The organism is Pseudomonas sp. RHF3.3-3 (assembly GCF_048069595.1).
Classification (GTDB): Bacteria; Pseudomonadota; Gammaproteobacteria; order Pseudomonadales; family Pseudomonadaceae; genus Aquipseudomonas; species Aquipseudomonas fuscovaginae_B.
The window spans coordinates 4,134,831-4,160,479 of record NZ_CP182250.1; the positions used below are offsets into that span (position 1 = coordinate 4,134,831).

Consider the following 25,649-nt stretch of genomic DNA (forward strand, 5'->3'; position numbering starts at 1 on the left):
GGGCTTTTGCCCGGAGGGGATACGCCATGTTTGAGGGTCAGCGCTTCGCGGCGTTTCTGTTCGATATGGACGGGACGCTGCTCAACTCCATCGCCGCCGCCGAGCGCGTCTGGAGCCACTGGGCGCAACGGCATGGCCTGGATGTACCGGCCTTTCTGCAGACCATCCATGGCGTGCGCTGCATCGATACCATCCGCCGGCAGAACCTGCCGGGTATCGACGCCGAGCGCGAGGCAGCGGCCATTTCCCAGGCCGAGATCGACGATGTCGAAGGCGTGGTGGCCATCGAGGGCGCACGGGAGTTTCTCGCCACCCTGCCCGCCCACCGCTGGGCGGTGGTGACCTCGGCCCCGCGCGCCCTGGCGCAAAGCCGCATGGCCGCCGCCGGCATTGCCCTGCCGGCGCTGGTGATCACCGCCGAAGATGTCAGCCGCGGCAAGCCGGCACCGGACGGCTACCTGCTGGCCGCCCGGCGACTGGGTGTCGAGCCGTCACAGTGTCTGATTTTCGAGGATGCGCCCGCCGGTATCGGCGCGGCGGAAGCGGCGGGTATGGCGGTGACGGTGATCACCGCCACCCACAGCCACCCCCTGGAGACAGCGCACCCGACGCTGGCGGACTACAGCCGGGTGACGGTCGACAGCAACGACCAGGGCCTGGCGCTGGTCCAGGCCTGACCCTCGGTTGCCTTACGAAGCGTATTGCACGCCCAGCGACGCCAGGGCCTTCCAGTAGTCCGGGTAGGTCTTGGCCACGCAATCCGGGTCCTGGATGCGGATACCGGAAACCTTCAGCCCGGCCAGGGCAAAGCACATGGCGATGCGATGGTCGGAGTGGGTGTCGATCAGCGCGTTGCAGCTCGTACCGGCCAGCGCCGGATCGGCCGCCACCAGCAGATCGTCGCCCTCCACCGCAGCCAGCCCGGCCCGGATCTCGTTCAGGCCATCGTGCAGCGCCTGGACCCGGTCGCACTCCTTGACCCGCAGGTTCGCCAGCTCGACGAAACGCACCGGCGTGCGGTTGAACGCCGCCAGCACCGCCAGGGTCGGGATCGCGTCCTGCATCTGCGAACCGTTGATCACCGCCGGCATGTTGGGGAACTGCTGGATCACCTCCAGGGCCTTGGCGTCCGGCTGGGTGAAATCTTCACCGGCCACGCCGAGGTCGATACGCCCTGCCGTCAAGGCCTCTGCCGCCCACAGGTAGGTGGCGGCGGAAGCGTCCGGCTCGACCTGGTAGTCGCAGGCGCTGTAGCCGGTGGCCGCGACCCGCCAGGTGCTCTCGTCGACCGCCTCGACCTGGGCGCCGAAGGCACGCATGCAGGCCAGCGTCAGGTCGACGTAGCCGCGGGCACCGATGTCCTTGCCGGTCAGCGCCACTTCCACCGGTTCCTCACCACAGGCCGCCAGCATCAGCAGCGCCGACACGTATTGGCTCGACAGGCCGCCGTCGATCTCGAAACGCCGCGCCTGCACGCGGCCCTGGCCGCGCACGGTCACCGGCGGGCAACCGGTGGGGCTTTCGACATCCAGGCCGGCGCGACGCAGCGCATCGAGCAACGGGCCGATCGGACGTTTCTGCATATAGTGGTCACCATCGAGCACCACCGTGCCGTTGACGGTGCTCACCGCCGCGGTCAGAAAGCGCACCGCGGTGCCGGCATTGCCGAGGAACAACGGTTGTTCCGGCACCTGCAACTGGCCGCTGCCGGTGACCACGAACGTGGTGTCGTCGGGTTCGCTGATGGTCACGCCCATCTGCCGCAGGGCATTGGACATGTGGCGGGTATCATCGCTTTTCAGCGCGCCGGACAGGCGGCTGGTGCCCTTGGCCAGGGCGGCGAGCAACAGGGCCCGGTTGGTGATCGACTTCGAACCGGGTGGCGTCACCTTGCCGTTCAGGGACGCGTTCGGCGGGATCACGGTGAGGGTTTGCTGCACAGCCATTGATCAACTCTCCAGGCTCGAAAGGTACGCGCACAGGCTCGTGCGCCTCGACAGTCCGCCATGATGCCATTAATGGGCCCGGCGGATCATCCGTTTCTGTCGGGCAGGCCATGCATGACAGGCGCGACTGTCTGGCCTGCGGGTCTTGCGCTTGACCGACAACCCCGGACAATAGAGTCGACTCTTTTTTCCGATAATGAACGTGCCATGACCGCCGACCGCCGACAACACCTTCCATCCCTGCCCTGCCTGCTCCTGCTGGCCTGCAGCTTTTCGATGATCGCCGGTTGCTCCGGGCACCAGACGCCGGTCAATGGTTACCCCTGCTACGCCAAGGCGGTGCCGAGCACCGGTGTCGGCGGACTGGCCTGGGGGCCGAACGTGAAGACCGCCAGCGCGAAATCCCTGGACAACTGCCGGCGCTACGCCGCCGAATCGGGTGGAACGCCAGGCTCCTGCAGGGTGACGGCGGCCAGCTGCCGCTGACGATCCGCGCCGCAGGGCGTGGCGGACGCTTGCCGACGATCACGGGAGCATCGCCGGCAAGCCGACGGGTCAGGCCTGACGGGTACCGGGCGCCATGGTCCTGCCGCGGCGCGCCGCTGTGCATGGACTACTCCAGCCAGCGCCAGTCGCAGCCGGGGTTGCGCCAATTGATGGAAATGATTCGCCAGCAGAACCTGCCCGGCCGGCAGTTCTGACCTTTCAGCCGGGCGTATCGATACCCGGCCCTTCCCGCCGCCAGCGTTCAGAACCGGCTCCTCAGCCGCTCGTTCCGACCTCCGGTCATTCTTGGGCAGCACAAACTCGTTGAAGGGGCTTGCGCAGTCAATATTATGGTATACCATCATACCAACAGACTGACACACAACCGAGGAGCCCCCATGAGTTTCGAAATTCGCAAGATCGTCAGCTACATCGAGGAAACCTTCATCGAAGGCGGCAAGGCCACCGACAAGCCGGTGACCATGATCGGCCTGGCGGTAGTGATCAAGAACCCCTGGCTGGGCCGTGGTTTCGTCGAAGACCTGAAGCCTGAAATCCGTGCCAACTGCTCCGACCTCGGCGCCCTGATGGTCGAGCGCCTGGTCAAGGCCATTGGCGGTGCCGAGAAGATCGAAGCCTATGGCAAGGCCGCCGTGGTCGGCGCCGATGGCGAGATCGAACACGCTTCGGCGGTGATCCACACCCTGCGCTTCGGCAACCACTACCGCGAAGCGGTCAAGGCCAAGAGCTACCTGAGCTTCACCAACAAGCGCGGCGGCCCGGGCACTTCGATCCAGATCCCGATGATGCACAAGGACGACGAAGGCCTGCGTTCGCACTACATCACCCTGGAAATGCAGATCGAAGACGCGCCACGTGCCGACGAAATCGTCGTGGTCCTCGGTTGCGCCGACGGCGGCCGCCTGCACCCACGCATCGGCAACCGCTACATCGACCTGGAAGAGCTGGCCGCCGAGAAAGCCCAGTAATCAGATAAGAAAGGCAGGAGCGCTCCATGATTCGGCACACCGCTGAACGCACCCCGGCCGGCACCAGTTACCTGGCGACCGGCGAAGGCCAACCCGTCGTCCTGATCCACGGGGTCGGGCTGAACAAGGAAATGTGGGGCGGCCAGATCGTCGGTCTCGCGCCGCACTACCGGGTCATTGCCTACGACATGCTCGGGCACGGCGCCAGCCCGCGCCCGGACCCCGACTGCGGGCTGCTCGGGTATGCCGATCAGTTGCGCGAACTGCTCGACCACCTGCAATTGCCCACCGCCTGCGTCATCGGTTTCTCCATGGGCGGGCTGGTCGCCAGGGCCTTTGCCCTGAACTATCCGCAACGGCTGCAGAGCCTGGTGGTGCTCAACAGCGTATTCAACCGCAGTGCCGAACAGCGCGAAGGTGTCATCGCCCGCACCAGCCAGGCCGCGGAGCACGGTCCGGATGCCAATGCCGAGGCGGCCCTGTCGCGCTGGTTCAGCCGCGAATACCAGGCCGCCAACCCGGCGCAGATCGCCGCGATCCGCCAGGTGCTGGCCAGCAATGACCCGCAGGGCTACCTGACCACCTACAAGCTGTTCGCCACCCAGGACATGTACCGCGCCGACGACCTGCACACCATCCAGGTGCCGACGCTGGTCGCCACCGGCGAACTGGACCCCGGTTCGACGCCGCTGATGGCCCGGCAACTGGCCGAGCGGATTCCCGGCGCGCAGGTTGCCGTACTCGCCGAGCAACGGCATATGATGCCGGTGGAATCACCACGCCTGGTCAACCAGGTACTCCTGGACTTCCTTGCAACCACCTACGTCCAACAAACCATAAAGGGGATCGTTGCATGACACTCGCACGCTTTCAGATGTGCATCGGCGGCGAATGGGTCGATGCGCTGTCCGGCAAGACCTTCGACAGCCTCAACCCGGCCCTGGCCGAAGCCTGGGCACAACTGCCCGATGCCGACGAAGCCGATGTCGAGCGCGCCGTCCAGGCCGCCCAGGCGGCCTTCGACCACCCGGCCTGGCGCGGCCTGAGCGCCACCGCCCGGGGCAAGCTGCTGCGCCGCCTGGGCGACCTGATCGCCGAGAACAGGGAGCAACTGGCGCAACTGGAAAGCCGCGACAACGGCAAGCTGATCCGCGAGACCCGCGGCCAGGTCGGCTACCTGCCGGAGTTCTTCCACTACACCGCCGGCCTGGCCGACAAGCTCGAAGGCGGCACCCTGCCGCTGGACAAGCCGGACCTGTTCGCCTACACCGTGCACGAGCCGATCGGCGTGGTCGCGGCGATCATTCCGTGGAACAGCCCGCTGTACCTCACCGCGATCAAGCTGGCTCCAGCCCTGGCGGCCGGCAACACCATCGTGATCAAGCCGTCCGAACATGCCTCGGCGACCATTCTCGAACTGGCCAGGCTGGCCCTGGAAGCCGGCATCCCGCCCGGTGTGGTCAACGTCATCACCGGCTACGGCCCGAGCACCGGCGCCGCCCTCACCCGCCACCCGCTGGTGCGCAAGATCGCCTTCACCGGCGGTGCGGCCACCGCGCGCCACGTGGTGCGCAGCAGTGCCGAGAACTTCGCCAAGCTGTCCCTGGAACTGGGTGGCAAGTCACCGAACATCATCTTCGCCGACGCCGACCTCGACAGCGCGATCAATGGCGCGGTCGCCGGGATCTATGCCGCCTCCGGCCAGAGCTGCGTGTCCGGCTCGCGCCTGCTGGTGCAGGACGAGATCTACGACGAGTTCGTCGAGCGCCTGATCGCCCGCGCCCGGCGCATCCGAATCGGCAACCCGCAGGATGAAACCAGCGAGATGGGCCCGATGGCCACCGCCCAGCAACTGGCCGTGGTCGAAGGCCTGGTCGCCGACGCCCTGGCCGAAGGCGCGCGCCTGCGTACCGGCGGCAAGCGCGCGGACATCGGCGGCGGCTGGTTCTATGAACCGACCCTGTTCGAGTGCGACCGCAATTCGATGAAGATCATGCAGGAAGAAGTCTTCGGCCCGGTCGCCTCGGTGATCCGTTTCAAGGACGAAGCCGAAGCCCTGGCCATCGCCAACGACTCGCAGTTCGGCCTCGCCGCCGGTATCTGGACCCGCGACCTGGGCCGTGCCCATCGCCTGGCCCGGGACGTGCGCTCGGGGATCATCTGGGTCAACACCTACCGCGCCGTCTCGGCCATGGCGCCGATCGGCGGCTTCAAGAACAGTGGCTACGGCCGTGAGAGCGGTATCGATTCGGTGCTGGCCTACACCGAGTTGAAAACGGTGTGGATCAACCTCTCGCAGGCACCGATGCCCGACCCCTTCGTGATGCGCTAGGAGACAGCTGAAATGATCGAACCCGGTATCTACAAAGAAGTCATGGGCTCCTTCCCCTCCGGCGTTACGGTGGTCACCGCCCTCGACGCCGACGGCGGTATCGTCGGCATCACCGCCAGCGCCTTCAGCGCGCTGTCGATCGACCCGGCGCTGGTGCTGTTCTGCCCCAACTATGCTTCAGACACCTATCCGATCCTGCGCGACAGCAAGCAGTTCGCGATTCACCTGCTGTCCGCCGACCAGACCGCCGAAGCCTATGCGTTCGCCGGCAAGGGCAAGGACAAGGCCAGGGGTATCGACTGGCGCCTCAGCGAGCTGGGCAACCCGCTGCTGGCCAAGGCCACGGCGATCATCGAGTGCGAGCTGTGGCGCGAGTACGACGGCGGCGATCACGCGATCATCGTCGGCGCGGTGAAAAACCTGATCCTGCCACAGGACCCGGTCACCCCGATGATCTACCACAAGGGCAAGCTGGGCGCGCTGCCGGCCCTGGCCTGATCACCGTTTCGGCCGTGCGCCGGCCTCTCGCGCACGGCCCTTTTTCGAGGACGCGACATGAGCAACGAGAAATACCGGCAGGGTCTGCAGATCCGCACCCAGGTACTGGGCGAAGCCTATGTGCAGAAATCCATCCAGAATGCCGACGACTTCAGCCGTCCACTACAGGAACTGGTCACCGAATACTGCTGGGGCCACGTCTGGGGCCGTGAGGGTTTGTCGCTCAAGGAGCGCAGCATGATAAACTTGGCGATGATTTCGGCCCTCAACCGCCCCCACGAACTCAAGCTGCACGTACGGGGCGCCTTGCGTAACGGCCTCAGTCGTGAACAAATACGCGAAATCCTGCTTCAAGTCGGTATTTATTGCGGTGTCCCCGCGGCCGTGGACAGTTTCCGGCTGGCCCGCGAAGCCTTTGCCGAGGCCGACGCCGAAGCAGGTTCCTCCAGTTAACCGATGGCTGTCCGGCACGGCGTAGCAGGCCCGATACCCTGTTCCCGTGCCCAGGACGACCCGACTCAGAGCGCAACCGATGAAACGCCTGCCACTCGACGACAACTTCAAGGTCAATCGCAACCCCGTCACCCTGCGCGAAATCGTGCTGGACAAGTTGCGAAGCGCCATCATGAACTTCCAGCTGCTGCCGGGAGACCGTCTGGTCGAGCGCGATCTGTGCGATCGCCTGGGCGTCAGCCGCACCTCCGTGCGTGAGGCCCTGCGCCACCTGGAGTCCGAGGGGCTGGTGGCGTTCGCCGATGCCAAGGGCCCGAGCGTGGCCATCATCACCCTGGCCGATGCCCGGGACATCTACGAGCTGCGTTGCGCACTGGAAAGCCTGATCGTCCAGCTGTTCACCCTGCGGGCCAAGGCCAAGGACATCAAGGCCCTGGAAAAAGCCCTGGAGGAAAACCGCAAGGCCCTCAAGGACGGCGAACTGCAGCAGGTGCTCGACTCGGTCCAGGGTTTCTACGACGTGCTGCTCGAAGGCTCGGGCAACCACGCCGCCGCCACCCAGTTGCGCCAGTTGCAGGCGCGCATCAGCTACCTGCGGGCTACCTCGGTCTCCCAGGCAAACCGCCGCGGCGCCAGCAACCTGGAAATGGAGCGCATCGTCGAGGCGATCAAGAGCGGCGATCCGCTGGCCGCGCACCAGGCTTCGGTGGACCACGTCCGGGCCGCGGCCAAGGTGGCGATGGAGTACCTGCAACGCAAACAGGACGAGGCCGGGCCGATTCCGGACATCGTCGCCCCTATCGCCGTGAAAGAACCCCGCATAGGTCGCTGAAATGTCAGCCCCGCGCTTCTGTCCGCAATGCGGTGCCGGTGACCTCGCTCACCAGGTGCCACCGGGCGATACCCATGAGCGCCTGATGTGCCGGGGCTGCGGCTACATCCACTACGTCAACCCGAAGATCATCGCCGGCTGCATCATCGAGCGCGACGGTCGCTACCTGCTGTGCCAGCGGGCGATTCCACCACGCCCCGGCACCTGGACCCTACCGGCCGGGTTCATGGAAAGCGGCGAAACCACCGAGCAGGCCGCCCTGCGCGAGGTCTGGGAAGAAAGCGGCGTGCGCGCGGAAATCATCTCGCCGTACTCGATCTTCAGCGTGCCGAAGATCAGCGAGGTGTACATCATCTTCCGCGCCATCGCCCTGGAGATCACCGACCAGTATGGGCCGGAGACCCTGGACCGCCGTTTCTTCGCACCCGAGGAAATTCCCTGGGACTGCATCTACTACCCGGCGATCCGGCAGATTCTCGAGCGCTATATCGAGGAGCGACAGGCCGGGGTCTATGGCCTGTATGTTGGTAACGACGATACCGGAAAGGTGCACTTCATCCGCTGAGGCCTTGCGGGGGCCTTGGAGCCCCTGTTCCGATCCTTCCCACGGTCCCCGAGGGAACGCCTCCCAGTCCGCCCTGGTGACGCAGAGCGTCATCGCTGCATTCCCGAACCATCATCACGGCCATTCCCCCGTGTAGCGTCACGTCAGGGCGCCATGCCCTCGACGATGACGATTTCCGCCTCGGCCACGCCCGCGCGGTGTCCCTTGGCCTCCTGATACAAGTCCGAGTGGTAGCAGGCCAGCGCCTGCTCGTAGGAGTCGAACTCGATCACCACGCTGCGCTGCGGCGTCTCCCGCCCTTCCACAGCCTGCGAGCGCCCGCCCCGGGCCAGGAAACGCCCGCCATAGCGGGCAAAGGCCGCCGGCGCGCGGCTGGTGTACTCGGTGTATTGCTCAGGGTCGGTGACATTCACGTGCGCGATCCAGTAAGCCTTCATTGTCGACCTCATTGTTTGTTCATTTTGTATTATGGTATACCACAAATTCTGCCACGCACGCTGAGAATCCAACATGGCCTTTAACAGCATCGAAGAAATAATCGAAGACTACCGCCAGGGCAAGATGGTTCTGCTGGTGGACGATGAAGACCGCGAGAACGAAGGCGACCTGCTGCTCGCCGCCGACCGTTGCGACGCACAGGCCATCAGCTTCATGGCCCGCGAGGCGCGGGGGCTGATCTGCCTGACCCTGACCGACGAGCACTGCCAGCGCCTGGGCCTGGAGCAGATGGTGCCGAGCAACGGCAGCGTTTTCAGCACCGCCTTCACCGTCTCCATCGAAGCCGCCACCGGGGTCACCACCGGCATCTCCGCCGCCGACCGCGCCCGCACCGTGGCCGCCGCCGTAGCGGCCAACGCCTGTGCCGACGACCTGGTGCAGCCCGGCCATATCTTCCCCCTGCGCGCCCGCGAAGGCGGCGTGCTGACCCGCGCCGGACACACCGAAGCCGGTTGCGACCTGGCACGCCTGGCCGGCTTTACCCCCGCCTCGGTGATCGTCGAGGTGATGAACGACGACGGCACCATGGCCCGCCGTCCGGACCTGGAAGTCTTCGCCCGCCAGCACGGGATCAAAATCGGCACCATCGCCGACCTGATCCACTATCGTCTCAGCACCGAGCACACCGTGGTGCGTATCGGCGAGCGCGAGTTGCCGACCGTGCACGGCACCTTCCGCCTGGTGAGCTACGAAGACCGCATCGAGGGTGGCGTGCATATGGCCATGGTCATGGGCGATATCCGCCGTGACGAGCCGACGCTGGTGCGCGTGCATGTCATCGACCCGCTGCGCGACCTGGTCGGTGCCGAGTACCACGGGCCGAGCAACTGGACCCTGTGGGCCGCCCTGCAGCGGGTTGCCGCCGAGGGTCGCGGCGTGGTCGTGGTGCTGGCCAACCATGAATCGTCCCAGGCCCTGCTCGAACGGATTCCGCAACTGACCCAGCCACCCCGCCAGTACAGCCGCTCGCAATCGCGAATCTACTCCGAGGTCGGCACCGGGGCACAGATCCTGCAGGACCTCGGCATCGGCAAGCTGCGCCATCTGGGCCCGCCCCTCAAATACGCCGGCTTGACCGGTTACGACCTAGAAGTGGTCGAGAGCATCCCTTTCACCCAGTAAAGACGGGAGAAAAAACCTCCTGGCCGGATAACCGGTAAGGCAAAATGCTTGCAGAAAGTTTGGAATACCATAATATGACATTCCATAGACCTGACAAACTTTCACAGGAACCCGACCGACAACGAGACAGGCGACTAGCCTTGCCAAGACCGCCTGCAAAGGCACTGAAAAACCAGCTGCTCCCGATAGGCGGGCATCGATAGCCCGCTCAAGAACACAACAATGAGGGCGTGAAAATGGTGTTGAAAAAAGGTACGACCGCTGTATTGCTGGCCGGCTTGCTGAGCATGGGCAGCCAGGCCGCGATGGCCGCCGAAAGCGTCAACTTCGTCAGTTGGGGTGGCAGCACCCAGGATGCACAGAAGCAGGCATGGGCCGACCCCTTCAGCAAGGCCAGCGGCATCACCGTGGTCCAGGACGGCCCGACCGACTACGGCAAGCTCAAGGCCATGGTCGAAAGCGGCAACGTGCAATGGGACGTGGTCGACGTCGAAGCCGACTTCGCCCTGCGTGCCGCCAGCGAAGGCCTGCTCGAACCCCTCGATTTCAGCGTGATCCAGCGCGACAAGATCGACCCGCGCTTCGTTTCCGATCACGGCGTCGGTTCGTTCTTCTTCTCCTTCGTGCTCGGCTACAACGAAGGCAAGCTCGCCGGCAGCAAGCCCCAGGACTGGACCGCGCTGTTCGACACCAAGACCTACCCCGGCAAACGCGCCCTCTACAAATGGCCAAGCCCTGGCGTACTCGAACTGGCCCTGCTGGCTGACGGCGTACCGGCCGACAAGCTCTACCCGCTGGACCTGGACCGTGCCTTCAAGAAACTCGACACCATCAAGAAAGACATCGTCTGGTGGGGCGGCGGCGCCCAGTCCCAGCAATTGCTGGCCTCCGGCGAAGCCAGCCTCGGCCAGTTCTGGAACGGTCGCGTCTACGCCCTGCAGCAGGACGGCGCCCCCGTGGGCGTGAGCTGGAAGCAGAACCTGGTCATGGCCGACATCCTGGTGGTCCCGAAGGGGTCGAAGAACAAGGCCGCCGCCATGAAGTTCCTGGCCAACGCCAGCAGCGCCAAGGGTCAGGCCGACTTCTCCAACCTGACCGCCTACGCGCCGGTCAACGTCGACAGCGTGTCGCGCCTGGATTCGGTGCTGGCCCCGAACCTGCCGACCGCCTACGCCAAGGACCAGATCACCCTTGACTTCGCCTACTGGGCCAAGAACGGTCCGGCTATCGCGACACGGTGGAACGAATGGCTGGTCAAATGAAAATGGCCGCCACCGCGTCCCATTCCTCCCAACCGACCGGAGGCGCCACTGGCGTCGCCGGCTCGGCCTCAGGCAAGGCGGCTGTGATGAACAACACCCCCTCCCTGGCCCGCCGCTGGAAAGGCGCCGGCAACCTGGCACCGGCCCTGCTGTTCCTGGGCGTGTTTTTCCTGGCACCGCTGATCGGCCTGCTGCTGCGCGGCGTGCTGGAACCCACGCCGGGGCTGGACAACTACCAGCAACTGTTCGCCAACTCGGCTTACGCACGGGTCCTGCTCAACACCTTCTCGGTGGCCGGCCTGGTGACCCTGTTCAGCCTGCTGCTGGGCTTCCCGCTGGCCTGGGCGATCACCCTGGTACCACGCGGCTGGGGCCGCTGGATACTCAACATCGTGCTGCTGTCGATGTGGACCAGCCTGCTGGCGCGGACCTACTCCTGGCTGGTGCTGCTGCAGGCGTCCGGGGTGATCAACAAGCTGCTGATGGGCCTGGGCATCATCGACCAGCCACTGGAAATGGTGCACAACCTGACCGGCGTGGTGATCGGCATGAGCTACATCATGATTCCGTTCATCGTCCTGCCCCTGCAGGCCACCATGCAGGCCATCGACCCGATGATCCTGCAGGCCGGCTCCATCTGCGGCGCCAGCCCCTGGACCAATTTCTTCCGGGTATTCCTGCCCCTGTGCCGTCCGGGCCTGTTCTCCGGCGCACTGATGGTGTTCGTGATGTCCCTCGGTTACTACGTGACGCCAGCCCTGCTGGGCGGCGCGCAGAACATGATGCTGCCGGAGTTCATCATTCAACAGGTGCAATCGTTCCTCAACTGGGGCCTGGCCAGCGCCGGCGCCGCCCTGCTGATCCTGATCACCCTGGTGCTGTTCTACTTCTACCTGAAGCTCCAGCCGGAATCCCCGGTCGGCGCGAGCAACGCGAGGTAAGCCGCCATGCTCCTGACCCCGAATGCCATGAGCCGGCGCCTGCGCCTGGGCCTCTATCTCACCACCGGACTGATCGCCCTGTTCCTGCTGCTGCCGATCGTGTTCATCGTCCTGCTGTCGTTCGGCTCGTCCCAGTGGCTGGTGTTCCCGCCGCCGGGCTGGACACTGAAATGGTACAGCCAGTTCTTCTCCAACCCGGACTGGATGAATGCCGCCCTGGCCAGCCTGAAGGTCGCGGTACTGACCACCGTGTGCGCCGTGGCGCTGGGCCTGCCGACTGCCTTCGCGCTGGTGCGCGGGCGTTTCCCCGGCCGGGAAATGCTCTACGGGCTGTTCACCCTGCCGATGATCGTGCCGCTGGTGATCATTGCCGTGGCGGTCTATGCGCTGTTTCTCAAGCTCGGCTACACCGGCACGATGTTCGCCTTTGTCGTCAGCCACGTGATCGTCGCCCTGCCCTTCACCATCATCTCGATCATCAACTCGCTGAAGCTGTTCGACCAGTCGATCGAGGATGCCGCGGTGATCTGTGGTGCCTCGCGCCTGCAGGCGGTGTTCAAGGTGACCTTCCCGGCGATTCGCCCCGGCATGGTCGCCGGCGCCCTGTTCGCCTTCCTGGTGTCGTGGGACGAAGTGGTGCTGAGCGTGATGATGGCCAGCCCGACCCTGCAGACCCTGCCGGTCAAAATGTGGACCACCCTGCGCCAGGACCTGACTCCGGTGATCGCCGTCGCTTCGACGCTGCTGATCGGCCTGTCGGTATTGGTGATGGTGATTGCCGCCGCTCTGCGTCGGCGCAACGAACTCAGCGCCTGAGCGCCCGGGAGTAGACAACATGAGTGCCGTGATCAAAGACCCTGCACAACAGAACGACCGCACCCTGGTCAGCCTGCGCAACCTGAACAAGCACTACGGCGACTTCGCCGCGGTGGACAACATCTCGCTGGACATCAGGGACGGCGAGTTCCTGACCTTCCTGGGCTCCAGTGGCTCGGGCAAGAGCACCACCCTGTCGATGCTGGCCGGCTTCGAGAGCCCCAGCTCCGGGGAAATCCTGGTCGAGGGCAAGTCGCTGGTCAACGTGCCGCCGCACAAGCGTGACATCGGCATGGTGTTCCAGCGCTACTCGCTGTTCCCGCACCTCTCGGTGCGCGACAACATCGCCTTCCCGCTGGCCATCCGCAAGCTGGCAGCCGCCGAGCGCGACAAGCGCGTCGACGCCATGCTCAAGCTGGTCCAGCTGGACAAGTTCGCCCACCGCCGCCCCGCGCAATTGTCCGGCGGCCAGCAGCAGCGCGTGGCGATCGCCCGGGCGCTGGTCTACGAGCCACGCATCCTGCTGATGGACGAACCGCTCGGCGCCCTGGACAAGAAGCTGCGCGAAGACCTGCAGGACGAGCTGCGCCAGTTGCATCGGCGACTGGGCATCACCATCGTCTACGTGACCCACGATCAGGAAGAAGCCATGCGCCTGTCCCAGCGTATCGCCATCTTCAGCCATGGCAAGATTGTCGGCCTGGGCAGCGGCTACGACCTCTACCAGAACCCGCCGAACGCCTTCGTCGCCTCGTTCCTCGGTAACTCCAACTTCCTGCGGCTCAAGGCCCAGGGCAACGGTGCCGCCGGTTTCGAAGGGCAAGGGCTGTCTATCCGCCTGACCTCGGGCCTGCAGAACGGCCAGGACATCCTGCTGATGGTGCGTCCGGAGAAGGCCCTGGCCCTGAGCCTGGAACAGGCCGCCGCCGACCCGCTGGCCGCCGGCTGGAACCAGGTCAGGGCAACCGTCAGCGAGGTGCTGTTCCTCGGTGAAAGCCAGACCTGCAGCGTCGTCACCCAGGGCGGTACGGCCATGACCGTCAAGGCCTTGTCCGCCACCGGCATGCCGCTCAAAGCCGGAGATTCAGTCGCCGTGCGCTGGGCCACAGCCGATGCCTGCGTCTATACCGAGTGGCAGGAAAGCGACCTGAACAAGGCCGCCGGCAGCCACTGATACCCGCCTGCTCTCCCTGTCGTCGCGGTCGACTGTCGGCACCGGCAGGGAGCTCCCTACTCTTCCCTTCGAAGCCATCGAATAAATTTCGTGTCCGCGTGTTATATCTGGCAGACACGGACGTTCCTCCGTGCCCCGGAGACCGTCGATGAGAACCCTGCTATCCGTGATCGCCCTGGCAACGGCCTGCCTGAGCAGCGCCGCCATGGCTGCGCCCGAGGCCTGGAAGCTGGCCCATGAAGAGGACGGCATCCAGGTTTTCCTGAGCAAAGTGCCGGGTTCGCGTTACCAGAGCTTTCGCGGCGTGACCGCTATCAAGGCCGAGGTCTCCACCTTGCGCGACCTGCAGGAAAATCTGCGGGTCGCTTGCAAGTGGCTGTACGCCTGCGCCGAGATGCGCCTGTTGAAGAACGACGGCGACGACACCTGGGTCTACCTGACCACCGACCTGCCCTGGCCGGCGGCCCCGCGGGACATGGTGCTGCATGTGCATACCGAACAGAATGACGACGGCAGCCTGATCCGCCGCCTGGAGGCGGCCCCCGACTATCTGCCGTCGGTGCCCGGCCAGATCCGCGTGCGCCAGTTGAGTGGCGTGTGGAAGATGCTGCCCAGGGGTAATGGCGAGACCGAGGTGACCTACCAGTTGCAGGCCGAGCCGGCGGGCGACATTCCCTCCTGGCTGGCCAACCGGTTCGTGGTAGACGCGCCGATGGTCAGCCTCAGGACGTTGCGCGCGGTGGCCGAGCGCCAGGGTGTGCGGGACATGCCCTGAACCTCAGCGGCTCAAACGCGCCCTGAACCCCTCCAGCCACTCCCGAACCATGGCCGAGTAAGGCGCTTCGGGCCGAGCCATGGTCTTGATCTCGCCGAGTATCTGCTCCTGGAGAAAACGCAGGCGCCTGGCAATGCGTTCATTGCGCGCTCGCGCCTGCTCGCTCTCGACAACCGGAGCCTCACTGTCGGGCTCCAGTTCCTGCGCCATCAGCCCCATTTCCACCGCCAGCATCTCCAGAAACTCCAACTGGCGCAGCACCCGCGTGCGCTCCTGCACCAGCCCGAGACGGTTGAGGCCATAGACATGGATCGACACCGCGCCCCGCAGGCTCAACCCACCCGCCAGGGCCTGCTCGATCACCCCACGCAACTCTGGCCGGACACCTGCCACACCACCGGCCAGGGCCAGACCGCCGCTGTCATGAGGCTTGGGTAGGACCAGGCCGATCAGATTTTCGCTGTCGACATGAAAACGCAGGTGCTCCTGTGGCTGATCCCGGCACGGGTCCAGCAGCAATGCCTGCTCGCCGGAAAAATCCCGGGCCCCCACCGCAGCCCGCTGACCGAGGATCGGAAAGCTGTCCTGCTTGCCGGTCTGGGCCACCCGTGAACGGCTGAAATCACGTCCCTCATTGACCAGGCTGACCAGACTGGCCGAGAGCGTGGGCGTCACCTGGCCACTGCGCCGGTTGCAGTGAATACAGCTGGGCAGCAGGTTTTCCCAATCCATGGCGATCCACCAGTAGCCGGGATGATCCGGTTCCTCGTAGACGCGGCCCTTGGGTCGGTAGTGCTCGATATCCACCGGGGCACTGCCGTAGTAGAAGCTCTCGCAGTAGGCGCATTTACCGTGGAACAGCTCATGCAGCTGTTTCTTCACGCTGTCGGACTTGTAGACGGCAAAGGCGGGTAACGCCCCCGTTGGCGCCATGAAGTAATCCTGGAGTTTCTGCAGCTCCTTTTTCGCTGGCGAGTCATCTCCCGACATCGCATCGGGCACGGGGACACTGTCGCGGCTGACGGCACGCATGCTTCAGATGCCCTCCAGGATGCCGAGGATGCGCTGTTTGGCGGCGCTGCGCAGTTGGGCAAGCTTCTGTGTCGAGACCTGTCTGCGGCTGTCCAGGTACTCGACCACCGCCTCCTGCACCAGCCGCTGAACCTCGCTGGAACCCACCGGCAAGGCGTCGCTGATATCACGTTCCAACCGCCGTAGCAGGTCCTGCTGCGGCACAGTCAACCGTTCGCCCCGCTCCCGCGCGTTCAACAGATCGGCCAGGCCGGCCAGTTCACGCTCGGTCTCAGGCTGGTCAGTGGAGGCCAGGCTGAAGAAGTCCGAGGTCAGCAGCTGTTCGACCGTGAGTTGGCTGACATTCGGCAGGCGAACCAGTTGCTCGACCATCACCGGCCACTGGACATCCGTGCGTTGATCGCTGGACACACGCTGCATGACGATCACCTCACCATCCTGCATGCCGCGCAGGCACAGCGGATCGTGAGTGGTGACAATGAAAGTGACCTGCGGCAACGCCTCCCGCAACGCGCGCATGATCTGAATTTTCCAGCGTGGATGCAGGTGCGCTTCCACCTCGTCGATCAGTACCACGGCCTGTGCCGTTTCCAGGCTTTCGAAATGCGGATTGAGGCGTCGATTCATCAGGCCCTGGATGATGTCACAGGCCATTGCCAGGACTGAACGGTAACCCGATGAAGCCAGGCTCAGTGGCGTTCGGCACAGGGGCTGGCCATCGCCTGCCGATGTGACGATCAGGCAGCGCTGGTTCTGCGGGTCGCGTTCCATGATCTCGAACGAGCCCTCGATCGAGAGGATGCCGCGCAAGGTTCGAACCACACTGTTGAAGGCATCTGCCTTGAGACTCAGCAACCATTTTTCCGGATTGGACAGCAGAGCTGTCGAGTCGAAAAGGTTGATGATCGATTTACTTGGGCTACGAGGGCTGACCCGCTTCTGGTATTGCCGAAAGGCACCATAGGCAAAGACCTGAGGCAAGAGCGGCTGACCGTCAACCGACAGTCCACGGTCTTCATGCCAGAACTCGCCCTCGCTGATCGTCAGGTGCCGTTCACTACCGCCCTGGAACACCGCTACCACCGATGCCAGACTGCAACGGGGAGTCTGCACCGCGCCCAGTAACTCGGGATCCAGAGGCAACGAGGCGTAGTCCACCGGCAGTTTCGTACAAGCCAGATCGCTGCTGAGCACCAAAGCTGTGGCCTCAAGGATGGAGCTTTTTCCAGCGGCATTTTCACCGAGAATCAGCAGGGCCGGCCGAACAGCATTTGTGCCCGAGGACCGCCTGAGCGGCACGGCGGGTATCCTCAATTCAAGTTGCTCTATGCCCTTGAAGTTGCTGAAGCGGATCGATTCCAACGATGGGCAATCACGCGCCCCGAACGTCTCACTCTTTGCAACGGGTCTGGAATCGCGCACAGCAGTCCCTGCCAGACTGAGCTCCAACCCTCCATACCACTCAACGACATCAGCGCTTTCGCTAAGGGCCCGCAACGTGTGTTCGATACGATCCGGGGCCAGTTCCGAAGCTGAAACCCTGGACTTTGAAAGCGTCAGTACAATGCGTCGGCAGAGCAAATACCAGCAGCCACCAAAATCCATTCGAGCAAAATCGAAAAGTACGGGATGTGAATCGTCCTCTCCCAAGGAAAAAGACCAGTTGCCTATAAGATCGTCGAAGTAAGTCTTCAGCTTGCTTTTGCGCAGCTTTAGCAACTGAATACGATTGAGCTTGAAGTGTGTGATGGTTGCAGCTGCGCGCTCGCTCAAGGCGTAGAGTTCACCCGACAGATCGACCGACAGATGCCGGCTCAGGTCGACCCGCTCGCAAGGGTCGATCAAGACATGACGCTCCTTGAGTGGGTAGCCCCCCCACAGACCGTTACCAGCCTGTGCATAGGCATCAACTTCTTGCGCTGAAGGCAAGGCTACCCGCCGCCCCAAAACCGGGAAGTGGTCCGGCCGTACAGGCTCGCAGTCCTTGCAAATGGCGTAGAGATTCTCCCAGGCACTGCTCAGCCAGATATAATAAAGGTGAGCGTTTGAAGTTCGCTCCAGTGGGCTGGCTTGCGCTCTCGGGCGAAATCGATAAGTTGCCTTAGACTGAACCACCCGTTCGCAGAACGCACATTTACCGTGAAATAACCGGTCCAACCCCGAACGGACTGAGTTCTCATTCAGATCGACAACCGGTTCCGGTGCCCGGCTCTGCGCCCGCTTGGTCCTGTCGGCAAGAAAGTAGTCGGCCAACGCCTGCCTGTCAGCATTGGCCTCCCGACTTTGCAACAGGCTCGGTGGCGGAACGGAACTGCGGTCGAAGCAATACATGAATCTCCTCCATGAGAGGCGGGCCAGAGCAGCGCCTTTCGAAATCCGGCAACTCTAATCGGCAGGCGCCAAAAAGTAGAGGCGTTTTTCGTCGCCACTTCCTACCGCCCCAAGCAGCGTATCGATAAAAGGCCCGTTGCGCATTCGTCGAGAACGGGAGATGGCGGTGCGATGCCAGGAGATTATGCGTAAGCGCCCGGGGAACTCACCTTCCGAACTCCAGCATTAAGGGCGATGGTGTCCACGTATTTTTAAGTGGAGAACATCGCCCTTATCGCAGGGATCGGGTAGGTGAGTTCCCCGGGCGCTTACCGTGTCGCGGCGCTCTGGAACATCACAATGGGCATCCCAACGGCAGAGCTTGAAGCGGCGGATGCCTCCGGCTTCAAGCTTCGCAAGTGGCAGGAAAACAATGCTCGATGGGGACGAGGTAAGCTGCGCGCTGCCAGTATGCCTTCGTATCCTGACTGGCCTATGCGTCGTGAGTTGATGAGCCAGAGTTACACCACGCCTTTGACCATCTTTTCACCGTTAAAGCGAGTTAGCGTCTGCACTTTGTATAGGCATGGGATACAGCTTTCCACTCGGGCCTAATTCCGCTCGGCCCGCCTAAACGATGCCGGTGGCTGTAGGCGATCGACACTGTATTGTCACTGATCCTCATGCCTTGCATCGTAGTCACGGCGGTTGGCTTGAAGCGCATCGAGGTTGATCAGCGCCCATTGTGCAAGCTCCCTTACAGGCGCTGCCAAAGAGTACCCCAGCGGCGTCAGCGCGTAGCTCACCTGAGGCGGGGAAGCGTTGAGCACGGTGCGATCGATCAATCCTTCGCGTTCAAGAAGCTTGAGGGTGCGCGCCAACATTTGCTGTGAAACACCGATGACTTGGCGCCGAAGGTCATTAAAACGTTGCGGCCGATCTTGCAACACTACTATCACCTGCATGCTCCATTTGTCTCCCACCCGGCTCAGCACTTCACTGACTTTGCTGCAAGATCGGGTGTCTGGAGAGGCAGTCACTTTCATATTACTTGGTCTCAAATATATGCGTTTTCGCGGAAGAATGCGTTGAATCATAATCGTATCAGCTGACCAAACCGACCTGATACGGAGCAAAAATGATTCTCTATTACGCCCCTGGTGCTTGCAGCCAAGCATCGCACATCGCGATCGTCGCCGCCGAACTTCCCCATCGTTTGATCAAGGTGGGACGAGACAGACGCACCGAAGAGGGTGCCGACTTCAATCTCATCAACCCCAAAGGTTACACCCCGGCCCTGGACTTGGGCGATGGCACGATTCTCACAGAGAACCTGGCCATCCTCCTCTACATCGCCGAGCGATCGGGCAAGCTCCTGGCTCCCAGTGGCTTGGAGCGCTGGCGGGCGCTCGAAGCCACCGCGTTCATGACCAGTGAGATTCACAAAGGCTTCACGCCATACTTCCGAAACGGTACCGAAGCTGAGAAAGCGCTGGCTGCTCAAGGGCTCTACGCACGGTTCGAAACCCTAGCTCATCAGCTGGGAAGTCAGCGTTGCTTGATTGGCGAGCACCTTACCATTGCGGATTGCTATCTGTTCGTCATGTTGTCATGGGCGGCACTCTTGGGCGTGCCGGTACCGGTCTCGCTGAGCGACTACCACGAAAGAATGAAAGCAGAGCCCGCCATCGCCCATGCACTTTCGGCCGAGGGGGTCGCCTGATCGACAATCTCAATGGCGCCTGGCGATCACCCCTTCGAAACACCGGCCGTCGCCCGAGGGGCGATGCCAGGCGGCACCAAGTCCATGCACAGCGAATCTTAATGCAGGCGGCTCCGTCAGCTCTGGAAGATTAGCTCCTATACGCTGAATAGGGGATGACCACCGGCGCGTGTGCTGCCGCATTACGCCTCCTTTAAGCGAAGTTGCCACGCCGCAGTTTCAAGCTGCAGCCAGATGTTGTAAAAATTGAAAGCCAGTGACCAGCGGAAAAGCGCAGCGGTAACGAAATTTTCAGATACCGCGGCGCTTTTGATATCAACCGTACGAGTCCAGTGGTTAAACAGTCCAGAAAATGCGTGAGCACATGGGATTCTAAAGGTAACTGAGCATGGCTTTTAGTAGGAGAGATTTTCTTTGCGCTTTGCGACGTCGGGCATCTTGTTCGATTATGACGATTGAGGGATGTCAAAGAAGCAAAGGCTTTTAAATATTGCGACCCGAACCAGTGTTCGTCGCAGTGCTGAGTTAGATATGTATATGCAGATGGAGCCATTCTAATAACATGCAGCGACTGTCATGTAAAGCATAGGGTCAGAATATGGGCATAAGAACATGTGGCAAACACAAATGATGAATTTGATCATGGTGAATACAATTGGGGTATGGCTAGAAAACCCAACACCTGCCGTGAACGAATAAGTGGTGTGCAGCCCGTCAGTTACGAACAAAACACCGTACGTGTGAAGCGCCAGGTTAGACTCATATTCGGCCGCATTCGTTATCCTCTAAGCTGCCCAACCACTCAAAGATAAGGTGGGGCGCATTTTCTAGACTCAATGAGATCCGAGTGCTAGCTCCCAGACCACTTTAATTCCTTTCCGCAACACCAAGTCCTACAACTGTTATCAGCAAAGAGCTTCCATGCTCTGCGCTGTAATGTTGCAGTGAAATTATTAGTTATGTCGTAAGCGTCCGGCGAACTCACCTTGCGTAAGTCAGGCCGGCACCCACTGATGCGGTAGCAATTGCCCGATCTCACTGGCCCGCTGCGTCGGCAGCCGCATCAGCACATCCTTGAGATAGGCATACGGATCATGCCCATTCATGCGTGCCGACTGGATCAGACTCATGATGGCAGCCGCCCGTTTGCCACTGCGCAGCGACCCGGCAAACAGCCAGTTCGAGCGGCCAAGCGCCCATGGCCGTATCTGGTTTTCAACTTGGTTGTTGTCGATGGGCACAGCCCCATCATCTAGGTAGCGCGTCAGCGCTACCCAGCGTTTCAGGCTGTAATCGAGGGCTTTGGCCGTGGCTGATCCGTTGGGCACCAAGTCGCGCTGGGCCAACATCCAGTCATGCAGTGTTTTGCTGATCGGTACCGCCATTTCCTGACGTATTCGCCAGCGGTCTTCGTTGCTCATATCCCGAGCCTGGCGTTCAACCTCGTACAAACCGCCAATCGAGTGCAGCGCCTGTTCGGCCAACTGGCTTTTGTTCGCGACATGCAGATCGAAAAACTTGCGGCGGGCGTGAGCCATGCAGCCGATTTCAGTGATGCCTTGCTCAAAACCAGCTTTGTAGCCAGCGAAGTCATCGCAAACCAGCTTGCCGTTCCAGACGCCCAGGAAGTTGCGTGCATGTTCGCCGGCACGGCTTGGGCTGAAGTCGTAAACCACCGCGTTGAGCGCCGAAAACGGCGTCGTGCTGTAGGCCCAAACATAAGCTCGGTGAGTTTTCTTCTCGCCTGGCGCAAGCATTTGCACTGGTGTTTCATCGGCGTGAATCACGCCTTGGTTCAGCACCGCCTCACGCAGTGCGTCAACCAGCGGCTGGAGCCGCAATCCGGTTTGTCCGACCCACTGGGCCAAGGTCGAGCGAGCAATGGCCAGCCCGGCGCGACCAAAGATCTTTTCCTGCCGGTACAGCGGCAAGTGATCGGCAAACTTGGCCACCATGACGTGGGCCAGCAAGCCTGCGGTCGGGATACCTTTGTCGATAACCTGCGCTGGCACCGGCGCCTGGATCAGTGTTTCGCACTGACGGCAGGCCCATTTGCCACGCACATGTTGCTCGACGGTAAATACACCCGGTGTGTAATCCAGCTTCTCACTGACGTCTTCGCCGATGCGTTGAAGTTGGCAGCCACAGGCGCACTGGGTGTTTTCGGGTTCGTGACGAATCACCGTGCGTGGAAACTGCGGCGGCAATGGCGCACGTTTCGGGGATTGCCGTGGTTCGGCCTGTGGCGCAGCTGGAAGGAGCTGTTTTAGCTCGGCCTCGATAGCCTCAAGGTCTGTGTCGAGCAAGTCATCCAGCAAGCTGCTTTGCGCCGGGCTGATTTGCTCGCTGCGCTTGGCAAACTTGTGCCGTTTGAGCAGGGCAATTTCGTAAGTGAGCTGCTCAATGACGGTTTGATCGTTCTGGATCTTCTTGCTCATCGCCTCGACCTGGGACTGCAACTGCAACGCCTGTGCCGCCAAGGCACGAAGCTGTTCCGGGGTCATCTGGTCGAGGTTGGGCGAGGAAGTCATGCCGCCGATTGTGCCAGAGCAGGCACGTGACGACGACACGTAGACCGGCCAAATGCACGGCGGTTACAGCATGCTGATCACACCGCCTGCACCAACGCGCTGCCACGGCAGGCCCAGCACCAAGGCCTGGAGTTGTTCGCTGTCGAGTTCAACCTCGCTGCCATGGCGAATGCCGGGCCAGTGAAACTTGCCTTGATTCAGTCGTCGCGCTGCAAGCCAGACGCCTACGCCGTCGTGCACCAGGACTTTTATTCGGTTAGCCCGGCGATTGGCGAACAGGTAAGCGCAGTGCGGCTTCGCCGCACCGAATACCGCGATCACACGGGCTAATGCGGTTTCGGTGCCGGCGCGCATGTCCATCGGCTCGGTGGCCAGCCAGATCGCATCGATGCGGATCATTGGGCGACAGCCCGGATAAATTGCGCACAGCCCTCGGGATCTGAGGTCGGCCATCTCACCGTGATCACTTGCCCGGCCATGGCTAACTCAATGATCACTGACGCTTCAGCTGGCCGTTTAGGGGCAGCCTTCAGTGGCACAAAGGCCGGTAGCGAAGTTGTCGCGGATTGGTCTCGATAGAGCGGCAGCCATTTGCGGATGACGTTGGCGTTGATGCCGTGGCTGATGGCGACACTGGACACGGTTGCGCCAGGTTGCAGGCATTCCTGAACGACCTGGGCTTTGAAAGGCTTCGGATAAGAGCTTCGTTGGCGCATGGAAATCCTGGCGATAAGGGTGATCGCGTCCGCTTAAAAATACGCGGACACCATCGCCCTTAAAGCTGGAGTTCGGAAGGTGAGTTTGCCGGACGCTTACGATTATGCGGTGAAACTTATGGCCCATTCGCGGGCAAGCCCGGCTCCTACAGATGGGTGCCGTATGCAGGCTCTGTGTACGACGCAGACCTGTAGGAGCCGGGCTTGTCGCACCGCCGCGAAGCTCTTGCTCTTGCTCTTGCTCTTGCTCTTGCTCTTGCTCTTGCTCTTGCTCTTGCTCTTGCTTGTGATCTTGCTTTTGATCTACCCGCCCCGTTCCCAGCAGGCTGAGTGGAGGTTCTGTTTAGAGAGTTGCCCGGCAGGGATGCCGGGCGAGCCGTGTTGGGCCATGGATGGCCCGTCACGGCGTGCTCTCGAAACAGGACCGGAGCGAAGGGACCCTCGCGCAGCGAGGGCCAATGGAGGGGCAAGCGTTTTTTGGTTACTTTTTTTGGCGTCTGAAAAAAAGTAACTCGCCCGTAAGGGGCGAAACCGTAACATCAGCTAAACGCGCAAACGGATATGTACACGCTCCCCCCATTCCCCCTCACTCAGCCCCCCGCAAACCATCAGCAGCGGCCCCCATCAGGCCTTTCGAAATGACCGATTGAAGCGGCCCCTGACGACGGCTATCATCCCACCGAGCCCTACGGCATCCCCAACCAGTGCGGCAACGCCAGCGAAATGAGCGGCACATAAGTCACCAGGATCAGGAACGCCAGCAGGATCATCAGCCACGGCAAGGCCGCGCGGATGGTCTGCCCCAGGCTCAAACCGGTCACCGCCGAAGTCACGAACAGGTTCAGCCCCACCGGCGGATGCACCAGGCCGATCTCCATGTTCACCACCATGACGATGCCCAGGTGAATCGGGTCGATACCCAGCTTCATCGCGATCGGGAAGAAGATCGGCGCGAGAATCAGCACGATAGCCGATGGCTCCATGAAACTGCCCGCCACCAGCAGCACCACGTTGACCATCAGCAGGAAACCGATCGGCGTCAGGCCTTCGGACACCACCCAGTTGGTGATCTGTTGCGGGATCTGTTCGGTGGTCAGCACATGGGCGAACAGGATCGCGTTGGCGATGATGAACATCAGCATGATCGCCAGCCGGCCGGACTCCAGCAGCACTTTCGGGCAGTCGCGGACCTTCATGTCCTTGTAGACGAACAGCGCGACGAACGCCGAATACACCGCCGCAACCGCCGCCGCCTCGGTCGGGGTGAACAGGCCACTGTAGATTCCGCCGAGGATGATCACCAGCAACAGCAGCCCCCAGAAGGCCCGCCGCGCAGCGCCCAGCCACTCGCGCACGGTCGCCCGTGGCTGGGCCGGCAGTTTCTTGATCCGCGCCACGATGTAGATCGCCACCATCAGCATCAGCCCCAGCAGCAGCCCGGGAATCACCCCGGCCATGAACAGCTTGCCCACCGAGGTCTCGGTCGCCGCCGAGTACACCACCATGACGATCGACGGCGGAATCAGGATGCCCAGGGTCCCGGCGTTGCAGATGATCCCGGCACCGAACTCCTTCGGATAACCGGAACGCACCATGCCGGCCACGGCAATCGAGCCGACCGCCGCCACCGTCGCCGGCGACGAACCGGACAGCGCCGCGAACAGCATGCACGCCAATACCGCGGCGATCGCCAGGCCACCCCGGATATGCCCGACGCAGGCGTTGGCGAAGTCGATCAGGCGCTTGGCCACCCCGCCGGTGGTCATGAACGCCCCCGACAGCAGAAAGAACGGAATCGCCAGGAAGGTGTAAGCGTCGGAGGTCTCGAACAGCTTGATCGCCAGGGAGCTCAGGGAGTCCTGGCTGAACAGCAGGATCGACAGCGCACCGGATAGACCCAGGGAAATCGCGATCGGCACCCCGAGGAACATGAAGGTGAACAGCAGCAGGAACAGGCAGAGGACGGTCATCAGTGCTGCTCCTTGTGCTCGTTCGCCAGCCTGCTGGCCTCGCCCGCCTCGTCGGCCAGGCCCAGGCCGCTCTGGCGGCGGCTGAAGAGGCGACAGAAGATTTCCAGGTAACGGATCAGCACCAGGGCGAAGCCGATGGGCACGATCACCACGATGTGGCCGACCTTGATGCCGTACTGGTCGAGGTCCTCGGCACCGATACCGGCCATCAGCACCGCGCTCAGCCACTTGTAGCTGGCCACCATGAACAGCCCGGCATAGGCCAGGCAGCAGGTGCAGGCGAGCATCGCCAGGTAGCGCTGCACCGGGCGCGGGGTCAGCTTGACCAGCGCGTCCACGCCGAGGTGGCCGGCGGTGCGCACGCCATAGGAAATGCCGAAGAAGATCAGCCAGCCGAACATGGCCTTGGTCAGCGCCACGCTCCAGGTCATGTCCTGGGCCACGCTCATGGTCGCGTCGCCAAGGCTGTTGAAAAAGCCGCTGCTCCAGGCCCAGCGATCGGCGAGGTTGAAGAACAGTGTGTAGACGTTGTTGGCCATCACGTAGACGAAAGTCACCAGGGTCATGGCGGCCAGCAGGAAGGCGATCAGGCCCTCCTCGAAATGCGCCCAGATGCGCCGCAGGGATTGCGTTGGCATGGACAGGACTCCGCGAGAGAAAAAGGATTGGATCGGGTAT

Annotated in this window: 26 protein-coding genes and 2 pseudogenes; 18 read left to right on the forward strand and 10 right to left on the reverse strand. The window is 62.6% G+C overall.

Annotated features, from left to right (window positions below; genetic code table 11):
- The first annotated feature begins 26 nt into the window (after positions 1 to 26).
- Complete coding sequence (locus tag ACMGT0_RS18320; RefSeq protein WP_054064381.1) at positions 27 to 677, forward strand: HAD-IA family hydrolase; 651 nt, start codon at positions 27 to 29, stop codon at positions 675 to 677.
- A gap of 12 nt (positions 678 to 689) precedes the next feature.
- Here the strand turns inward: ACMGT0_RS18320 and ACMGT0_RS18325 are convergent, their stop codons facing one another.
- Positions 690 to 1,946 (reverse strand): 3-phosphoshikimate 1-carboxyvinyltransferase, encoded by a 1,257-nt coding sequence (locus ACMGT0_RS18325; protein WP_054064382.1) that lies wholly within the window; start codon positions 1,944 to 1,946, stop codon positions 690 to 692.
- 207 nt (positions 1,947 to 2,153) lie between these two features.
- Here ACMGT0_RS18325 and ACMGT0_RS18330 point away from each other — a divergent pair, with 207 nt between their 5' ends.
- The 9 genes and pseudogenes from ACMGT0_RS18330 (at position 2,154) to ACMGT0_RS18370 (ending at position 8,101) form a co-directional block, all read left to right on the forward strand.
- Positions 2,154 to 2,432, forward strand: coding sequence for a hypothetical protein (locus ACMGT0_RS18330; protein ID WP_054064383.1), 279 nt, complete (start codon positions 2,154 to 2,156; stop codon positions 2,430 to 2,432).
- Positions 2,433 to 2,527: 95 nt separating this feature from the next.
- Positions 2,528 to 2,647: pseudogene (locus ACMGT0_RS18335) on the forward strand (hypothetical protein); the annotation flags it as partial.
- A gap of 183 nt (positions 2,648 to 2,830) precedes the next feature.
- A complete protein-coding gene (locus tag ACMGT0_RS18340; RefSeq protein ID WP_054061345.1) occupies positions 2,831 to 3,421 on the forward strand; it encodes an amino acid synthesis family protein in 591 nt (196 codons plus the stop codon).
- A gap of 26 nt (positions 3,422 to 3,447) precedes the next feature.
- Positions 3,448 to 4,278, forward strand: a complete 831-nt coding sequence (locus ACMGT0_RS18345; protein ID WP_054061344.1) for an alpha/beta fold hydrolase — start codon at positions 3,448 to 3,450, stop codon at positions 4,276 to 4,278.
- A complete protein-coding gene (locus ACMGT0_RS18350) occupies positions 4,275 to 5,753 on the forward strand; it encodes an aldehyde dehydrogenase (protein WP_416769174.1) in 1,479 nt (492 codons plus the stop codon). Before ACMGT0_RS18345 ends, ACMGT0_RS18350 begins: the two co-directional genes overlap by 4 nt.
- Positions 5,754 to 5,765: 12 nt before the next feature.
- Complete coding sequence (locus ACMGT0_RS18355) at positions 5,766 to 6,251, forward strand: flavin reductase family protein (protein ID WP_416769176.1); 486 nt, start codon at positions 5,766 to 5,768, stop codon at positions 6,249 to 6,251.
- Positions 6,252 to 6,308: 57 nt separating this feature from the next.
- Positions 6,309 to 6,704, forward strand: a complete 396-nt coding sequence (locus tag ACMGT0_RS18360) for a carboxymuconolactone decarboxylase family protein (RefSeq protein ID WP_054059576.1) — start codon at positions 6,309 to 6,311, stop codon at positions 6,702 to 6,704.
- A 79-nt stretch (positions 6,705 to 6,783) separates the two neighbouring features.
- Positions 6,784 to 7,536, forward strand: coding sequence for a GntR family transcriptional regulator (locus tag ACMGT0_RS18365; RefSeq protein WP_054059575.1), 753 nt, complete (start codon positions 6,784 to 6,786; stop codon positions 7,534 to 7,536).
- Position 7,537: 1 nt separating this feature from the next.
- Positions 7,538 to 8,101, forward strand: a complete 564-nt coding sequence (locus tag ACMGT0_RS18370; RefSeq protein WP_054064385.1) for an NUDIX hydrolase — start codon at positions 7,538 to 7,540, stop codon at positions 8,099 to 8,101.
- Positions 8,102 to 8,244: 143 nt separating this feature from the next.
- On the opposite strand, the gene ACMGT0_RS18375 is transcribed toward ACMGT0_RS18370, so the two are convergent.
- Complete coding sequence (locus ACMGT0_RS18375) at positions 8,245 to 8,538, reverse strand: DUF1330 domain-containing protein (protein ID WP_054059573.1); 294 nt, start codon at positions 8,536 to 8,538, stop codon at positions 8,245 to 8,247.
- A gap of 73 nt (positions 8,539 to 8,611) precedes the next feature.
- Between ACMGT0_RS18375 and ribBA the strand changes: the two genes are divergently transcribed.
- The 6 genes from ribBA (at position 8,612) to ACMGT0_RS18405 (ending at position 14,689) form a co-directional block, all read left to right on the forward strand.
- Entirely contained in the window at positions 8,612 to 9,721 is a 1,110-nt protein-coding gene (ribBA, locus tag ACMGT0_RS18380; protein ID WP_054064386.1) for a bifunctional 3,4-dihydroxy-2-butanone-4-phosphate synthase/GTP cyclohydrolase II, read from the forward strand.
- A gap of 236 nt (positions 9,722 to 9,957) precedes the next feature.
- Positions 9,958 to 10,983, forward strand: coding sequence for a polyamine ABC transporter substrate-binding protein (locus ACMGT0_RS18385; RefSeq protein WP_054059572.1), 1,026 nt, complete (start codon positions 9,958 to 9,960; stop codon positions 10,981 to 10,983).
- Positions 10,980 to 11,924 carry an ABC transporter permease gene (locus ACMGT0_RS18390; RefSeq protein ID WP_054059571.1) on the forward strand — a complete coding sequence of 315 codons (945 nt, stop codon included), beginning with the start codon at positions 10,980 to 10,982 and terminating at the stop codon, positions 11,922 to 11,924. The genes ACMGT0_RS18385 and ACMGT0_RS18390 overlap by 4 nt, the downstream gene beginning before the upstream one ends.
- 6 nt (positions 11,925 to 11,930) lie before the next feature.
- Positions 11,931 to 12,740, forward strand: a complete 810-nt coding sequence (locus tag ACMGT0_RS18395) for an ABC transporter permease (RefSeq protein WP_416769180.1) — start codon at positions 11,931 to 11,933, stop codon at positions 12,738 to 12,740.
- A 19-nt stretch (positions 12,741 to 12,759) separates the two neighbouring features.
- Positions 12,760 to 13,914, forward strand: a complete 1,155-nt coding sequence (locus ACMGT0_RS18400) for an ABC transporter ATP-binding protein (RefSeq protein WP_054059569.1) — start codon at positions 12,760 to 12,762, stop codon at positions 13,912 to 13,914.
- Between the two features lie 148 nt (positions 13,915 to 14,062).
- Positions 14,063 to 14,689, forward strand: coding sequence for an START domain-containing protein (locus ACMGT0_RS18405; RefSeq protein ID WP_054059568.1), 627 nt, complete (start codon positions 14,063 to 14,065; stop codon positions 14,687 to 14,689).
- 3 nt (positions 14,690 to 14,692) lie between these two features.
- Here ACMGT0_RS18405 and ACMGT0_RS18410 read toward each other — a convergent pair whose 3' ends face one another.
- Together ACMGT0_RS18410 and ACMGT0_RS18415 are read right to left on the reverse strand one after the other, a co-directional pair.
- Positions 14,693 to 15,721, reverse strand: a complete 1,029-nt coding sequence (locus ACMGT0_RS18410; protein WP_054059567.1) for an HNH endonuclease — start codon at positions 15,719 to 15,721, stop codon at positions 14,693 to 14,695.
- 3 nt (positions 15,722 to 15,724) lie between these two features.
- Positions 15,725 to 18,052, reverse strand: coding sequence for an AAA family ATPase (locus tag ACMGT0_RS18415; protein WP_241494458.1), 2,328 nt, complete (start codon positions 18,050 to 18,052; stop codon positions 15,725 to 15,727).
- Between the two features lie 405 nt (positions 18,053 to 18,457).
- Here ACMGT0_RS18415 and ACMGT0_RS18420 point away from each other — a divergent pair.
- A pseudogene (locus ACMGT0_RS18420) lies at positions 18,458 to 18,646 on the forward strand (DUF4113 domain-containing protein); the annotation flags it as partial.
- Between the two features lie 56 nt (positions 18,647 to 18,702).
- Here the strand turns inward: ACMGT0_RS18420 and ACMGT0_RS18425 are convergent.
- A complete protein-coding gene (locus tag ACMGT0_RS18425; protein WP_416769184.1) occupies positions 18,703 to 19,077 on the reverse strand; it encodes a winged helix-turn-helix transcriptional regulator in 375 nt (124 codons plus the stop codon).
- Positions 19,078 to 19,169: 92 nt separating this feature from the next.
- Between ACMGT0_RS18425 and ACMGT0_RS18430 the strand changes: the two genes are divergently transcribed.
- A complete protein-coding gene (locus tag ACMGT0_RS18430; RefSeq protein WP_416769186.1) occupies positions 19,170 to 19,754 on the forward strand; it encodes a glutathione binding-like protein in 585 nt (194 codons plus the stop codon).
- Positions 19,755 to 20,749: 995 nt separating this feature from the next.
- On the opposite strand, the gene tnpC is transcribed toward ACMGT0_RS18430, so the two are convergent.
- From tnpC to ACMGT0_RS18455, 5 genes are all read right to left on the reverse strand, one after another.
- Complete coding sequence (gene tnpC / locus ACMGT0_RS18435; protein ID WP_416768945.1) at positions 20,750 to 22,285, reverse strand: IS66 family transposase; 1,536 nt, start codon at positions 22,283 to 22,285, stop codon at positions 20,750 to 20,752.
- 63 nt (positions 22,286 to 22,348) lie between these two features.
- The gene (gene tnpB / locus ACMGT0_RS18440; RefSeq protein ID WP_416768946.1) at positions 22,349 to 22,684 is read right to left on the reverse strand and encodes an IS66 family insertion sequence element accessory protein TnpB; all 336 of its coding nucleotides are present in this window, start codon (positions 22,682 to 22,684) and stop codon (positions 22,349 to 22,351) included.
- Complete coding sequence (gene tnpA, locus ACMGT0_RS18445; RefSeq protein WP_416769188.1) at positions 22,681 to 23,001, reverse strand: IS66-like element accessory protein TnpA; 321 nt, start codon at positions 22,999 to 23,001, stop codon at positions 22,681 to 22,683. The genes tnpB and tnpA overlap by 4 nt, the downstream gene beginning before the upstream one ends.
- A 686-nt stretch (positions 23,002 to 23,687) precedes the next feature.
- Positions 23,688 to 24,971: a C4-dicarboxylate TRAP transporter large permease protein DctM gene (gene dctM / locus ACMGT0_RS18450; protein ID WP_416769190.1), complete on the reverse strand. Its 1,284-nt coding sequence runs from the start codon at positions 24,969 to 24,971 to the stop codon at positions 23,688 to 23,690.
- Positions 24,971 to 25,609 (reverse strand): TRAP transporter small permease, encoded by a 639-nt coding sequence (locus ACMGT0_RS18455; protein ID WP_054059564.1) that lies wholly within the window; start codon positions 25,607 to 25,609, stop codon positions 24,971 to 24,973. The genes dctM and ACMGT0_RS18455 overlap by 1 nt, the downstream gene beginning before the upstream one ends.
- Positions 25,610 to 25,649: the final 40 nt, after the last annotated feature.

Excerpts from the sequence above, each read along its gene's own strand:
- ACMGT0_RS18375 (WP_054059573.1), bottom strand. The coding sequence starts at position 8,538 with ATGAAGGCTTACTGGATCGCGCACGTGAATGTCACCGACCCTGAGCAA.
- ACMGT0_RS18400 (WP_054059569.1), top strand. The coding sequence starts at position 12,760 with ATGAGTGCCGTGATCAAAGACCCTGCACAACAGAACGACCGCACCCTG.
- ACMGT0_RS18370 (WP_054064385.1), top strand. The coding sequence starts at position 7,538 with ATGTCAGCCCCGCGCTTCTGTCCGCAATGCGGTGCCGGTGACCTCGCT.
- ACMGT0_RS18355 (WP_416769176.1), top strand. The coding sequence starts at position 5,766 with ATGATCGAACCCGGTATCTACAAAGAAGTCATGGGCTCCTTCCCCTCC.
- ACMGT0_RS18340 (WP_054061345.1), top strand. The coding sequence starts at position 2,831 with ATGAGTTTCGAAATTCGCAAGATCGTCAGCTACATCGAGGAAACCTTC.
- ACMGT0_RS18455 (WP_054059564.1), bottom strand. The coding sequence starts at position 25,609 with ATGCCAACGCAATCCCTGCGGCGCATCTGGGCGCATTTCGAGGAGGGC.
- ACMGT0_RS18415 (WP_241494458.1), bottom strand. The coding sequence starts at position 18,052 with ATGTATTGCTTCGACCGCAGTTCCGTTCCGCCACCGAGCCTGTTGCAA.
- ACMGT0_RS18330 (WP_054064383.1), top strand. The coding sequence starts at position 2,154 with ATGACCGCCGACCGCCGACAACACCTTCCATCCCTGCCCTGCCTGCTC.
- ACMGT0_RS18320 (WP_054064381.1), top strand. The coding sequence starts at position 27 with ATGTTTGAGGGTCAGCGCTTCGCGGCGTTTCTGTTCGATATGGACGGG.
- ACMGT0_RS18385 (WP_054059572.1), top strand. The coding sequence starts at position 9,958 with ATGGTGTTGAAAAAAGGTACGACCGCTGTATTGCTGGCCGGCTTGCTG.
- ACMGT0_RS18365 (WP_054059575.1), top strand. The coding sequence starts at position 6,784 with ATGAAACGCCTGCCACTCGACGACAACTTCAAGGTCAATCGCAACCCC.
- tnpB (WP_416768946.1), bottom strand. The coding sequence starts at position 22,684 with ATGATCCGCATCGATGCGATCTGGCTGGCCACCGAGCCGATGGACATG.
- ACMGT0_RS18395 (WP_416769180.1), top strand. The coding sequence starts at position 11,931 with ATGCTCCTGACCCCGAATGCCATGAGCCGGCGCCTGCGCCTGGGCCTC.
- ACMGT0_RS18425 (WP_416769184.1), bottom strand. The coding sequence starts at position 19,077 with ATGAAAGTGACTGCCTCTCCAGACACCCGATCTTGCAGCAAAGTCAGT.
- ACMGT0_RS18430 (WP_416769186.1), top strand. The coding sequence starts at position 19,170 with ATGATTCTCTATTACGCCCCTGGTGCTTGCAGCCAAGCATCGCACATC.
- ACMGT0_RS18325 (WP_054064382.1), bottom strand. The coding sequence starts at position 1,946 with ATGGCTGTGCAGCAAACCCTCACCGTGATCCCGCCGAACGCGTCCCTG.
- ACMGT0_RS18410 (WP_054059567.1), bottom strand. The coding sequence starts at position 15,721 with ATGCGTGCCGTCAGCCGCGACAGTGTCCCCGTGCCCGATGCGATGTCG.
- ribBA (WP_054064386.1), top strand. The coding sequence starts at position 8,612 with ATGGCCTTTAACAGCATCGAAGAAATAATCGAAGACTACCGCCAGGGC.
- dctM (WP_416769190.1), bottom strand. The coding sequence starts at position 24,971 with ATGACCGTCCTCTGCCTGTTCCTGCTGCTGTTCACCTTCATGTTCCTC.
- ACMGT0_RS18350 (WP_416769174.1), top strand. The coding sequence starts at position 4,275 with ATGACACTCGCACGCTTTCAGATGTGCATCGGCGGCGAATGGGTCGAT.
- tnpC (WP_416768945.1), bottom strand. The coding sequence starts at position 22,285 with ATGACTTCCTCGCCCAACCTCGACCAGATGACCCCGGAACAGCTTCGT.
- tnpA (WP_416769188.1), bottom strand. The coding sequence starts at position 23,001 with ATGCGCCAACGAAGCTCTTATCCGAAGCCTTTCAAAGCCCAGGTCGTT.
- ACMGT0_RS18390 (WP_054059571.1), top strand. The coding sequence starts at position 10,980 with ATGAAAATGGCCGCCACCGCGTCCCATTCCTCCCAACCGACCGGAGGC.
- ACMGT0_RS18345 (WP_054061344.1), top strand. The coding sequence starts at position 3,448 with ATGATTCGGCACACCGCTGAACGCACCCCGGCCGGCACCAGTTACCTG.
- ACMGT0_RS18405 (WP_054059568.1), top strand. The coding sequence starts at position 14,063 with ATGAGAACCCTGCTATCCGTGATCGCCCTGGCAACGGCCTGCCTGAGC.
- ACMGT0_RS18360 (WP_054059576.1), top strand. The coding sequence starts at position 6,309 with ATGAGCAACGAGAAATACCGGCAGGGTCTGCAGATCCGCACCCAGGTA.